Origin of the sequence: Clostridium sp. AF02-29 (genome assembly GCF_934835585.1) — a bacterium.
GTDB classification, from domain to species: Bacteria; Bacillota; Clostridia; order Lachnospirales; family Lachnospiraceae; genus Otoolea; species Otoolea fessa.
This window is the reverse complement of the sequence record NZ_CAKVZK010000050.1, coordinates 1-13,206: the sequence shown is the minus strand read 5'-3', so window position 1 is coordinate 13,206 and position 13,206 is coordinate 1. Positions and strand designations below refer to the sequence as shown.

At 43.9% G+C, this 13,206-nt stretch carries 13 protein-coding genes; 6 read left to right on the top strand and 7 right to left on the bottom strand.

Features of this window, described 5'->3' with window-relative positions:
- Positions 1-325: 325 nt before the first annotated feature.
- Genes cobI through PUQ60_RS10740 form a run of 4 tightly spaced genes read left to right on the top strand, consistent with a single transcriptional unit; the run spans position 326 to position 3,167 of the window.
- Positions 326-1,021 (top strand): precorrin-2 C(20)-methyltransferase, encoded by a 696-nt coding sequence (cobI, locus tag PUQ60_RS10755; protein ID WP_337376050.1) that lies wholly within the window; start codon positions 326-328, stop codon positions 1,019-1,021.
- The gene (locus tag PUQ60_RS10750) at positions 1,014-1,856 is read left to right on the top strand and encodes an ABC transporter ATP-binding protein (RefSeq protein WP_177968446.1); all 843 of its coding nucleotides are present in this window, start codon (positions 1,014-1,016) and stop codon (positions 1,854-1,856) included. The genes cobI and PUQ60_RS10750 overlap by 8 nt, the downstream gene beginning before the upstream one ends.
- A 2-nt stretch (positions 1,857-1,858) precedes the next feature.
- Positions 1,859-2,590 carry an ABC transporter permease gene (locus tag PUQ60_RS10745; RefSeq protein WP_177968448.1) on the top strand — a complete coding sequence of 244 codons (732 nt, stop codon included), beginning with the start codon at positions 1,859-1,861 and terminating at the stop codon, positions 2,588-2,590.
- 25 nt (positions 2,591-2,615) lie between these two features.
- Entirely contained in the window at positions 2,616-3,167 is a 552-nt protein-coding gene (locus PUQ60_RS10740) for a hypothetical protein (protein WP_177968445.1), read from the top strand.
- 209 nt (positions 3,168-3,376) lie between these two features.
- Here PUQ60_RS10740 and PUQ60_RS10735 read toward each other — a convergent pair whose 3' ends face one another.
- Positions 3,377-5,626: an alpha-galactosidase gene (locus PUQ60_RS10735; protein WP_177968444.1), complete on the bottom strand. Its 2,250-nt coding sequence runs from the start codon at positions 5,624-5,626 to the stop codon at positions 3,377-3,379.
- A gap of 182 nt (positions 5,627-5,808) precedes the next feature.
- Entirely contained in the window at positions 5,809-6,111 is a 303-nt protein-coding gene (locus PUQ60_RS10730; RefSeq protein WP_022359414.1) for a LysM peptidoglycan-binding domain-containing protein, read from the bottom strand.
- Between the two features lie 835 nt (positions 6,112-6,946).
- On the opposite strand from PUQ60_RS10730, the gene PUQ60_RS10725 reads away from it, so the two are divergent.
- Positions 6,947-7,861, top strand: coding sequence for a hypothetical protein (locus tag PUQ60_RS10725; protein WP_177968443.1), 915 nt, complete (start codon positions 6,947-6,949; stop codon positions 7,859-7,861).
- 182 nt (positions 7,862-8,043) lie between these two features.
- Positions 8,044-8,661 (top strand): transcriptional repressor LexA, encoded by a 618-nt coding sequence (gene lexA / locus PUQ60_RS10720; protein ID WP_022359416.1) that lies wholly within the window; start codon positions 8,044-8,046, stop codon positions 8,659-8,661.
- Positions 8,662-8,847: 186 nt separating this feature from the next.
- Here lexA and fliB read toward each other — a convergent pair whose 3' ends face one another.
- From fliB to PUQ60_RS10695, 5 genes are all read right to left on the bottom strand, one after another.
- Positions 8,848-10,002, bottom strand: a complete 1,155-nt coding sequence (gene fliB, locus PUQ60_RS10715) for a flagellin lysine-N-methylase (protein WP_273417183.1) — start codon at positions 10,000-10,002, stop codon at positions 8,848-8,850.
- Complete coding sequence (locus PUQ60_RS10710; RefSeq protein ID WP_273417184.1) at positions 9,990-10,685, bottom strand: TMEM165/GDT1 family protein; 696 nt, start codon at positions 10,683-10,685, stop codon at positions 9,990-9,992. The genes fliB and PUQ60_RS10710 overlap by 13 nt, the downstream gene beginning before the upstream one ends.
- Before the next feature lie 370 nt (positions 10,686-11,055).
- Positions 11,056-11,835, bottom strand: coding sequence for a hypothetical protein (locus PUQ60_RS10705; protein ID WP_273417185.1), 780 nt, complete (start codon positions 11,833-11,835; stop codon positions 11,056-11,058).
- Positions 11,828-12,616, bottom strand: a complete 789-nt coding sequence (locus PUQ60_RS10700; RefSeq protein WP_273417186.1) for a sigma-70 family RNA polymerase sigma factor — start codon at positions 12,614-12,616, stop codon at positions 11,828-11,830. The genes PUQ60_RS10705 and PUQ60_RS10700 overlap by 8 nt, the downstream gene beginning before the upstream one ends.
- Positions 12,617-12,706: 90 nt before the next feature.
- A complete protein-coding gene (locus PUQ60_RS10695) occupies positions 12,707-12,937 on the bottom strand; it encodes a hypothetical protein (protein ID WP_273417187.1) in 231 nt (76 codons plus the stop codon).
- Between the last annotated feature and the right edge of the window lie 269 nt (positions 12,938-13,206).

Genomic DNA, 13,206 nt, shown 5'->3' with positions numbered 1-13,206 from the left:
GATAAGAAATAAGTTCTGAAAACCATAATATTATAAGAATCCAATTTATCTAAAACCACTCCCCCGCTATCCGGACAATTAAAAATGTACTTTATTCTGTTTCGAAATAAAGTACATTTTGAAATTTTTGTACTTTATGCTATAATCCTTGTATCTAAGCCATTTATTAACCCCTAACTATAAAGTACAAAATTTTTTACTTTTAAATTTTTCGATGAAAAAGGCTAATTTCGTACTTTATTAAAAAAGCAAAAAAGGCATCGTACAAAAATTTTAAAAGTTGAACACTTGAATTTCTCACAGTTTTCACAGAAAGGAAATGTTTATGATAAAAGGAACCTTATATGGCGTAGGAGTAGGTCCGGGCGATCCGCGGCTCATGACGTATCTGGCAGTTGACACGATTCAGAAGTGCCCGGTGATTGCGGTACCGGCGGATGGAAAGGAAAATGCAGTTTCCTATAAAATTGCCAGCGGGATCGTGGAAAATCTGGATGAAAAGGAATGCTTAAACCTCACTACTCCGATGACAAAAGATAAAGCTGTTTTAAATGCAGCATACCAGGCTGCCTCGAATCAGATTATAGAGCAGCTGGAACAGGGGAAGGATGTTGCCTGCCTCACGCTCGGAGATCCGACGATTTACAGTACCTATATTTATATCCATCGGATTGTAAAAGCACATGGTTATGCAACTGAAATCATTAATGGCATTCCATCCTTCTGCGCGGTCAGCGCCAAGCTTCAGGACAGTCTTGTTGACCGCTCAGAACAGCTTCATATTATTCCGTCCACTTATGATATTGAGGCGGCGCTGGAACTTCCAGGTACCAAGGTTCTGATGAAAGCAGCTTCCAAGATGCCACTTGTCAAGGCGACCCTGAAAGGAAAGCATATGACAGGTACCATGATCGAAAATTGTGGTATGCCAGAGGAGCATATTTATCATAAAATCGATGAAATTCCAGATCGGGCAAGTTATTATTCGATTATTGTCGTGAAGGAAGGGAACCATGATTGAATTAAAGCATCTGACAAAAAAATACGATCATTTTCTGGCGGTCGAGGATCTGAACCTGAAAATTGAGACAGGCGAGTTCTTTGGGCTTTTGGGACCGAATGGTGCCGGAAAAACGACCACCATCGGAATGCTCTCCACTCTCCTGCTTCCGACTTCGGGTGAAATCTGGATCAACGGAGAGCTGCTGACCCGTCAGAAAAACCAGCTGAAACAAAAACTCAGTGTCGTTACGCAGGAATACTCGATGCGTCAGGATATGACGATGAACGAGATTATGGAATATCAGGGACGTCTTTATTATATGCCGATCAAAAAGATTCGGGAGCGGTCAGAGGAATTGCTGGAATTCTGCGGGTTGATCGATTATCGGAAGAGAACCGTCCGAAAGCTTTCCGGAGGCATGAAGCGGAAGCTGATGGTCTGCCGGGCACTTTTAACGGAACCGGAAATCCTTCTTCTGGATGAACCGACTGCAGGGATGGATGCATTTGCCCGCCGTCAGATGTGGAATCTTCTGAAAAAGCTGAATCAGCAAAAGCTTACCATTCTTCTGACAACGCATTATATGGAGGAAGCAGAAACGCTTTGTGACCGTGTTGGCTTTATGTGCGGTGGACGTCTGGAGGAAACAGATGCTCCGGGGCATATGATAGAGATGTTGGGGCGGTATGCGGTCGATGAGACTTCACCAGATGGGCTGAAATCACACTATTTTCATGGAAAGGAGGAGGCAATTCAGTATTTGTCCGCGTCAGAACAGGAAACAGCGCTTCGCAGTACGACATTGGAAGATGTATTTCTGGAGACAATCGGGCAGCAGCTGGAATGCCGGTAAAAATGGGTATTCTTACTGTGTTATGGGAAAAATGGGTAGAATTCCGGCGGGATTTTTATAAAATCACGCTGGCTGCCATGATTGCCCCTCTTTTATATATTCTGGTGTTTGGTCTTGGAATCCAGACCATGTCGCACGGACAATCGTATCTGAACTTTCTGATTCCGGGAGTGGTTGCCCTGACGACCATGAACGGCAGTTTCAATGCTATCGCCCAGAATTTAAACGTCCAGAGATTGTACGAAAAAGCATTTGACCAGGTCATCATTTCTCCTACCCCGCTGTGGCAGTTCATCGCGGGACAGATCATCGGCGGAAGTCTCCGGGGATTATATGCGGGAGCCGTGATTATTCTTCTGATTTTGCCGATCGGAACGGGGCTCTGTTTTAACGGCTGGTCGTTCCTTCTAATGTTTTTAAACGGATCTGTGTTTTCCACAATTGGAGTTGTGGTATCTTTTTATGCCAAAAACCATGCCGATGTGCCGCGCTTTTCGAATTACGTGATTATGCCGATGGCATATCTGTGCAATACATTCTTTTCAGCCCGGAGTATGCCGGATGGTCTGCGCCAGATGATTGAATATCTGCCGTTATCGCAGACCAGTGCGGCACTTCGCAGCATCGCCAATCATGAGGCATTTTCTTATACAACGATTGGGATCCTGCTTCTGTATCTGGCGTGTTTTTCGGTTGCTGCGTCCTGGTTTCTGTATAAGAAAAAGAATTTATAAACACAGGGTAAGGAGTTTTCTGTCTATGAAAAAAATAGGTTTCATTCTTCTGGGAATCATTTGTATCTTATTTAGCAGCCGGTGGACGTTGACGGCGCAGGCAGGTACTGGAACGCTGCTTTCCCTGGAGGATGGTGAATATGCCATCGAGGTAACAATGACCGGAGGAAGCGGAAAGGCTTCGATCCAAAGTCCTGCTCTTCTGACGGTGACAGATGGAACGGCATACATATCCATCACATGGAGCAGTTCCAATTATGATTACATGGTGGTAGATAATAGAAAATACGAGAATGAAAGTGCCAAGGACGCAAATTCTCATTTTACGATCCCTGTTTTGGATCTGACAAAAGAACTTACAGTCAGGGCGGATACACTGGCGATGGGAACGCCTCATGAAATCGAATATACCCTTCAATTCAATACTACGTCGATTGCGTCTAAGAGCACACTTCCGCAGGAAGGGGCGAAACGTGTGCTGATGATGGCAGCCGTTATTATTATCGGTGGCGGGATTCTGAATCATATCGTAAATGAACGCCGGAAGCGGGATTATACGGGGAAACGCCGGATTTAAATTAAAAGGGATTCGTAACTGTTCAGTACCTTCACAGTCACGCGCAAAAATCCATTAAAAATTGCCTACGGCAATGGGATTTTTGCCTGCTGACCCATGTTTTTGTACGGTCAGCGCAGTAAATGCGCAGACCTACTGAACAGTTACAGGGATTCTTCTTTAAAAACCAGATTCGGGAGAATCCCCTTTTAATGCCTTTATCTTATTTATTATTCAGCCTGCTTTTGTACATAAAACAGGCGAGAATCAAAGTCGCAGCTCTCTCTTCTGCCATCCATATACTGTCCGGAAGAGGCGTCACTGGTAATCAGTCCTAAATTCATCAGTTCGTCACCATAGTGGGTGCTTACGGCACTTTCATGTCCTTCTGTATATTCCGTGACATTGTAAAGATCGGATTCTTCCAGTCCCTGTAAATACAGCCGCGTAAACGGACCATTGGCGACATTCAGTGTCCGGTACCAGCCGACCAGGGCTTCTGTGCGGTCTTCACTGACTGCCATCCAGGCAGTGATATTGTTTTCAAACGGACTGGAAAGTCTGTAAAAAGTACCATACTGAATCAGGGACCGGTGCTGTTTCATAAAGGCGATCTGAATTTTTAATTCAGATAGCTCATCTTCTCCGAGCTGTGCCAGATCCAGTTCATAGCCGAACGTTCCGAAGAACGCGGTATTGGCACGTGTCCAAAGCGGTGTCTGACGATGAAGCTGATGGTTCGGAGAAGCAGATACATGGGATCCCATCGAGCTGATCGGGTAACCATAAGAAGTACCGTATTGAATCCGCAGGCGTTCAATCGCATCTGTATCATCACTGATCCATCCCTGTGGTGCGTAATATAGCATACCTGCATCAAAACGCGCTCCGCCGCTGGCGCACGATTCGAACAGAATGTCCGGAAAGCGTGTGGTCAGCCGCTCATACATCTGATAAACACCCAGAATGTAGCGGTGAAATACTTCTCCCTGCTGTCTGGCGGAAACTCCTCTGCTCCATACATCACTGAGACTTCGGTTCATATCCCACTTGATATAGGAAATGGAGGCGCCTTCCAGAATCGATGCAATCTTTTCATAGATGTAATCAAGGATCTCCTGCCGGGAAAAATCCAATACATACTGGTAACGTCCGTGACAAGGCGTTCGCCCTGGAACCTGAAGGATCCAATCAGGATGCGTGCGGAATAAATCGGAATCGGCATTTACCATCTCCGGTTCGATCCAGAGACCAAACTTCATGCCGAGCGCTTCTATCTTCTGTGCCAGTCCGGAAAGACCGTTTGGCAGACGGTCACGGTTTGCCTCCCAGTCGCCCAGTCCGGCTTTTGAGCTGCTTCTGGCACCAAACCAGCCGTCATCTAAAACAAACAGCTCTATGCCGCATTTCTGGGCTCTGGAAGCCAGCTGTAGAAGTTTTTCTTCGGTAAAATTGAAGTAAGTTGCCTCCCAGTTATTGATCAGGATTGGGCGCTCGCGATCACGCCAGTACCCCCTTGCCAGTCGGCGCCGGTACAGCCGGTGAAAAGTCTGGCTCATGTCGTTAAGTCCCTGAGAGGAGTAAACAAGCACTGCCTCCGGAGTCTGGAAGGTTTCACCAGGGTTCAGCTCCCAGCTAAAGCCAAACGGATTAATTCCTATCATAAGACGGGTAGTTCCATGTGACTCCACTTCTGCCTGAGCCAGAAAATTACCGCTGTAAATCAAGCTGCAGCCAATGGCTTCTCCCTGAAATTCGTCAGCCGAAGGGCGTTTTAAAATAATGAACGGATTCTGCTCATGGGAAGAATGTCCCCGGGTGCTGTCAATCGCCTGAATGCCATACTCAAGCCTGCGTGTGTGGAGTGCGCGCTCTCTCGCCCATGCCCCAGAAAACTGCATCCACTCATAATTGTGGTCAGGAAGATCCAGGCAAAGACTCATCGCGGTCTGAACCTGTACAGAAATGTCTCCCTGATTGGAAATAGAAGCACTTCGGGCAATGACACCGCCCTCGACAAATATTGTATATAAAAGATGCAGCTCCAGATTAGTATGGGTATCTTTTAACGTAATAATAAGAGTTTCAGCTTCCCCGTCCTGTTCAGTATAAGTAGCGGGAAGTCCTGGCAGTTTTGGCTTTCCGGATGTAACCTGATATCCAGTAAATTGAAAATCTGAATAGGTACTTCCATCATTCTGGAGAATCTCTACTGCCGGATGTCGGTAATCACCGCTTCCGTAAGTACCGTACTCCAGCTTAATATGTCCAAGTGAAAAGGTGCGATCGTTTTCATAGAGATAAGATGCCATGTCTCTGGGAGCTAATTCAAGAAGGTATGAGAAATCTTCCTTGTCACGAATCTTTTTCCCATAATACAGCTGTCCCATATGTCCGTTTGGAAGAACCATCATGATATAGCTGATGGTCTGGTTATATAAATGAAATATCTTCGATGATTCGTGATATACAATACTCATATCCTTATTTCCTCCTGTTCATCTGTCGCTTGTCATTTAATCAGATATAGACTGCTTGCTAAACTTTATTCTACCAGAAAATAGATTAAATGAACAGACTACGGACAGGAATATGGAAAATTCTATAAATTAATTCTGTCTCTGTTATCGGTTGCGTGTACGTGTATGTGAACGGTAACGATTTATTTATAATAACGAATGGTCAGGTAATGCCCTGCGTCAATATGGTCATCCGAAAGACTGTTCATCTGGCGCAGTTCCCGTACATACTCTTCAACTGACTCCTCCGAATCTGCACAATATGTCTGAGCAATGCTCCAGAGCGTATCTCCATCTTTCAGATGAATACTGGTATAGTACTTTTCTGGTCTGGTATCTGCTTCTTCCTCAGCCATCACATACATCAGACTCCGTCCAAAAAAGCCCGAAAGCAGCATGATGAAAACAACAGCTAAAACCATAACACCTTTTTTCAACGTATACATTTGCAATCTTCTCCTCTCGTGTTTTGTTGGAATCGTCTTTTTGTATTCAAATCTGTTCTTAAAGAATGAGAAGAGATTTGAATATTATAAAAATGTCAGGAACATTTGTTCTGTATGGCTACATTATACGATACGAACAAATGTTTGTCAATGGTTTTGAAAGAAAAAGCAAACATTTGTTCGCAGCTTGCTACTGTTCACGCATACGTGCCCAGTAACAAAATTTTCCGTGGCTTCGCATTTAAATACGGCAAATTTCTGTTGCCACCACCCTTTCTTACGGTATTTTCGGTTTCAAAAGTGCCGTAAGAAAACGCGGCTTTGCTCGTAAGCAGCAGATACCTGCTCCCTATAAAAATCTAAATACTTTAGCTATATAGATTTTTATAGGGAATCATACATATTGCACAAAAATGCACTGCTATTTCTGGAAAATATGACCATAAAAGTTGATGAAACTATTCGCGAAAGCATCCTTTCACGAATAGTTGATAGTTTCATTCCTATTTTTAATACTGAAATCATAATCTATGTATAACAATAATAATGTATAACAGATATATAACATATCATAGAATCAGATTGACGCCCTTGTGGTTTCATGATAATCTATATACATAAAATCAAGTATGACGCAATTTGAAATTTCAGTTTAAATCGAACGTTATAAGACTTGGCGCATGATCTTTGCAAAGCACTTCTTTGAAATCAGTTTGATAAGCAGAGTATTATCTCGCGTAACTGTCTACATGAGTATGAACCGTTACCATCTCGTAGCAAGAATGTCAGGGTATTAAATAAACAGTTACAAAAAATAGATTGGAGAATATAGAATATGGGAGAAATTAAACAGGCAAACTTTCGAATCGATTCCGATACAGCGGATGCTTTCCGTGCATTTTGCGAACAAAAAGGAATGAACCAGGCCCAGGGCTTTGATCATGTGATGCAGGTGTTTGAGTTAAATCAAGCCAAATCCTCAATCCCGGGGAGAAGTGTCGAGATTGAGGAGTTTGAAACCATGGTTAAGTCCATCACCTCCGCATATCTGTATAGCTTGGAATTGAACCAGAATGCAGAAGCCAGAGCACGGGAGGAGTTCTCTTCTGAACTCCAGAGAAAAGAACTGCGCCTCACAGAGTTACAGAAAAAAGTAGAACAACTTCAAGCAGAAAAGAAAAAAATGGATGCGGAGTCCGCTTTGCTGACCAAGCAGGAACAGACACTCACCGAACAGCTAGAATCGCTCAGAAAAGGTGCTGCTGACCAGGAACAGATCAACCAGATGCTGAAGGAGAAACTAGAAGAGGCACAAAATCAGCTGAAGGAAAATGAACGATCAAAAGAATCAGAAGAAATGCTTAAGAATGAGCTTTTGCAATGCAAACAGGAACTTCATGATACTGTACTTGCTCTCTCTCACTCTCAGAAGGAACAGGAGGTAAAGTCAGAGTCCTATCAGCATGCATCCGATCGGATTCTGGCACTTGAAACTGAAAATAAAGAACTACAGCAGAAACTCACAGAACTTACCCAGGAATTATCAAAACAAAAAGCAGATGCTGATATGGGTCTTCAGCAATGCAAAGCCCAGGCGGAGCTTACGATGGAGCGCGCACTATTCAAAAAAGAACGGGAAATGCAGGAACTCCTTCGTCAGGCAGACAAAGAAAATGCCCGTCTGGAAGTGCTGCTTGAGCAGGCAAGAGAACAGCTTAAAAAAGAAAACATTGATAAAGACGAACAATAGTTTGCATTTTGCCCGAACATATGTTACTATATATAATATAATAAGGGCTTACTATAGGCCAAACCTTTCAGTGATTCAGCTGCTGGTCCCATCAGGTGGGCGTTCGACTTGTATCCTGCCAGAATCACTGTATATCCGATATTAAAAACATTTTATATACTTCATCGACAGGAGGAATCTATATGGCACAGGGACGTATTACAGATAAACAGAAAGAGATCTTGGAATTTATTAAAGCATGCATTTTAAAGAAAGGTTATCCGCCGACGGTACGTGAAATTTGTGAAAAGGTACAGCTTAAATCTACCTCTTCTGTCCACTCTCATCTGGAACAGCTTGAGAAGAACGGATATATTCACCGGGATCCGACGAAACCGAGAGCCATCGAGATCGTTGATGACACCTTTAACCTGTCCCGCCGTGAACTGGTGAATGTACCCCTTATCGGTACTGTAGCAGCCGGTGCGCCGATTCTGGCTGATGAGAATGTGGAGAACTATTTCCCGATTCCGGCAGAACTGCTTCCGAACAGCGAAACTTTTATGCTGAAGGTCCGCGGCAATAGTATGATCGATGTGGGCATCTATGACGGAGATCGTGTTATCGTGGAACAGACCAGTGTCGCAGAGAATGGCGAGATCGTGGTTGCACTCATCGATGATTCAGCTACCGTTAAGCGTTTCTTCAAGGAGAACGGTCACTATCGTCTCCAGCCAGAGAATGCAACCATGGATCCGATTATTGTGGATAAAGTACAGATTCTTGGCAAAGTAATCGGTCTGCTGCGCCTTATGCGGTAACCTCTTGGTTTACTGACGCTTACCTTTTGCTTATTATCATGAAAATGACAGAAGCATTATGTGGCAAAATTTAACTCAAAAGCTCTATGCTATTTGTTGACGTCCGGAGATACGGTACGCTCAATTTTATAGAATAGAGCTTTTTTGTTCGTATGATTCATTTTTGCAATATGCTTCTTTCGGTGATTAAACTGGTGCATACCGCTCAAAAAGCCAGTCTTCCAGTGCATTTAAGTTATCATCGGAATGTTCTACTTCCCGAGCATATCTCCAGGAGATTTCTTCCACATCCTTCATGGAAAGTTTCTTTCCATTTTCCAGCCATCGGACCATCAGAAATTCCTGTATCCAGCGAACAGAGAACAATGCCAGTTCCATCTTGGAACAGACCATATCGTCGTAGACAGCCCCGCAAAAATAGGTATAGACAAAAAACATTAAAAGCTGCTCGCCCAGATTTTCCCATTCTTCTTTGTGACTTCCTAAGCTTCCATATGCCTTATGAAATTCTTCGCAAATTTTATGATAGGTTTCCTCACTTCCCTGATACAGCCACTTTTCAGCACCATCCAGCACATCATCCCATTCCGGACGCAGGCGTTCCAGACCGCGTAGTACCTGCAATTCTTCTATCTGGCGTGCCCACCGATGGAGAGATGCTGCATCAATGCCTTTTTCAGCAAGACTTTCTGATACAAATTCCTGAAGTTTTTTTCTCTGATGATGAGCTTCACAGTTTCGCAGAAGTTCATCAATTTCATATTCCTTCTGCTCTTCCACCCGGATCTGATATTGTTCTGTCAGCTGTTCGGATGCCGACATTCGGAGTGTCAGAGGAAGGGATCGATCCTGTAAAATCGAAAACAGAACATCTCTTGTATCTTCCAACTGGGAAAACATCATAAAATCGAATTCTTCAAAATCGTCCTCCAAATCGTCCTCTTCTTCCAGAAAACGGACCGGTTCTTTACAGGAAAGAATGATTCTAGCCGCCTCCGGACAGGACAGGGAAAGAGATAATTCCCGAAGCCCCTCGTATTCTTCCGTATGTCTCGGGTACATCCGGCAGGTATCACAAAGAGAATCTGGTCCCAGTGCTTTATAAAGATCGCAGAGATTTTCTTCATTTAAAAATGCACAGCGCCGATTGTTCTGGTAAAAACATTCTTCATCCCAGTCAATAGAATTGCGTAATCGCGTTCCGAACTCGCTCTTTTCATTTCCATATCGCTCCAGAGAGGTTTCATCAATCACGATCTGCCATCCGGCACAGCAGCTATCCGGACAATCTCCTGCTGTACAGACAAATTTATCATAATAATGTGGTTTTAAATATCGCATTTATTTTCCTTCTTTCTTTTTATATAGATCCAGACACATAAGGCAGTAAAAATAACAGCCGCAGCAATCCATACCGGCCATACCGGAATCGGACAGACTCTTGCGTTCATCATGTTCAGTCCCTGATGAAGTGTGAAAGCACCAAATATGGAAAAAATAACAAATGCCAGTGTATTCAGCAGCCCATCGGGAGTTTTGCTCTTTAAAAGATATCCAACCAGCATTCCGAGAATATCCGCTGCAAAAAGTCCCAGAGAGCATCCAATCCATACAACAAAGGCTGATTTCATGCCTTCATTGGCTCCGAACGTGATGGCTGTAAGCTGAGTTTTATCTCCCAGTTCTGCCACAAAAAATGTACAAAAAACAGCTAAGGGTGCGAACTGAATCTTTGATTTACCGCCCTCCTCCTCTTCTTCGTCATCATCACCGGCAAGAGTCGATGCGGCGAAATACAAAAATGCAAGTGCTGCAATCATCTTAATAAGCCAGTCAGGAATAAATTCACTGACAAGTCCGCCCGCCAGAACCGCAAGACCATTCAGAACAAGAATCGCCGCCGCAGTTCCTAGTATAATATCTCTCAACTTATATTTTGAAGTGAGAGCAATCAGCATAAGCTGGGTTTTATCGCCCATCTCTGCGATAAATTCTGTAAAAAACACTTTAAAAAACAGCATCATTTTTCATTTCCTCCTAGATGTAATGCATGTTCCCTCACCGCTCACTGTCGATTACGATGTCCTCCCTTTTTGCATCAATGCACAAAAGAAAAACTCATGTATATCAACTGACAGCTATGCATGATACAAAAACTGTCGTCCATCGATATACATGAGTCTCATTATTTAAGATTTGCCAGATTATACAGTTGCTATAATCAGAATGTTGACAAATCACACTTTCGCGCTAACTACTCCCTCATGGAATATTGAATTTACTTGATAAATAGTATCAAATAAAGAATGTGTTGTCAACGGAATTTTTATCCAGAATGCCTTGTCTTCTTCCAGGATTCTCAGCATCTTGTTTGCATAAGCCGATGTGATTTCCTCATTTTTTCACGATTTCTTCTACAATCTGCAGCATCTCTTCTTTCGTGATTTTTTTCGTTACACTGACTGCATACGCATAGCCATCCGCATTCCAAACTGCCAGCACATAACCATCCGCGCTTCCTTTCAACGTCACCTGCGCACCTGACACATTTGCTATTTCTTCTACCTCATACACATTGTAGTCACCGGAAATATCTTCTTCTCCGATTCCTTTCCGATAACACAGGCTCTGGGCATCGCCTTCTGCGTCTATGCCCTCATAGTCAATCTGGGAAAATTTACCCCATCCGTTGGTGTATTCGGTGTGTTCCACAGTAAACGGCAGATTCTTCAGATCCGATACCGGAAATCCCAGTTTCTGGAACAGTTCATCCGCCGAAGCAACGCTTTCCATACCATTCGCACCGCCAACCATCTTCTGGTCAGAAGTAGGCTCCTGCTGCCCACGGTTGATCTGTGGGAGTACCACAACACCAGTTATCAAAAGTGCCAAACATGCCACAGCGGAGAGAAATTTGGAAATCCGATAACGTCTCATGCGGCGGAGTCTCTTTTCTTCTTCCCCCCATACGGCAAAATCTTCCTGCAATTCTACGTTATTTGCAGGCTTTGTATCATTTTCCGCTGGCTGCCGCTTCATTCCTGCATTTTTCGTCTGATTTTCCCCGGTCCCGGCTCCATCAACCATCTGTTTTTCCACATTTTGAAGGACACGTCGGCGCATATCATCGTTTACTACAATTCTGTCCATAATCTCATCATATGCCTTACTCAAAATCATACGCCTCCTTCAAAATCATTTTCAGCTTCTCCCGGCCCCGTTTCAAATTGGAACGGACACTGCTTTCCTTTCGTCCCAATAGCTCTGCCACCTGTCCTGTAGAATACCCTTCATAATAATACAGATGGATAGCCTCCCGGTACTTTTCCGGCAGTGACTTCACCGCTTCCCAGACAAAGGACAGATCTTCCCGCTCCTCGGCAATCAACTCGTCATTTAACTCATCCGTGTTCCGGAGGCGGTTGTAACCGATCTGGTTTTTGCTCAAATTGACCGCCACCTTTAAAAGCCACGCCTTTTCATGAACCGTGTCCGTTATCTGCGGGATATTTTGCAGGTAACGGATCAGAGTCTCCTGTAAAATGTCCTCTGCGTCGCTGTAATTGTGAAGATAAGAATAAGCCAGACGAAGAATAGAATTTCCATAAGTATCTAAAAGTCGCTCTGCCAGGCTATCCTGCTGCTCCAGATGCCCGCTGCCAGAGACTTTTCCTGCTCGTATCTGCCCAAGGTTCAGGCTTTTACCACTGGCTTTATTTTTCCAACTTGCCTGACTCCAGGAATCGTCAAAAACAGCATCCACCGGTTCCGCATCCATATTCGGATTGCCCCAGGCCAGCGTTCGGTTCCATACTGCCAATGCCTGTGAAATGATACGCTTCATAACCCGGCAAAGTCTGATTTCCAGCTCTGTCTGATGGAATTTTCTTATCCGCCGGGCTCCCACATCCACCAGACGATTCTCCCAAGTCAACAACTCATATCCCCTGTACATATCCGTTCCTCTTTCTAATCTTCTATTTAAGCCTTTCATCGTCCACAAACATCATCATTTTCATAACAGCCCGCGTCCGTCCTGCAAAATCTACTGCACCTGCTCTACCAGTCCAGTCAGTGCGTCCTCTTCCGCCTCTTTTAAAGTGTCATGGTCCGTATATGGATTCGGCATCCCGATCATGTTTTCCTCACTTTCTCCGCTATCCATCTCCATGGACTTCATTGTTGCCCCTTCAGCCGTAGTCTCTGCCCTTCCCACACATGCAGCCATAGATAACACCATTACCATTCCTAATGCCGCCATTTTTGTTCTTCTCATAATTTTTATTCTCCTTTTTTCTTCATTTTCCATGTTTTTTGTTCCGGCATTTCTGCCGTTCTATCTTATATACAGATGGGAATGGGGAAATGTTGCAAAGAAAATGAAATTTTTCAAAAAAAGGATAAGCACCACGAGGGACAACCTATCCTTTTGTACACTACCGCTGACCAGGCTGGATTGACAGGATGGAGAAAATATTCTATTTTTCTCATTTAGCAAATCTGTTTTAATAGCGTTGACAAATGTGTAAAATGGAACGCTACATT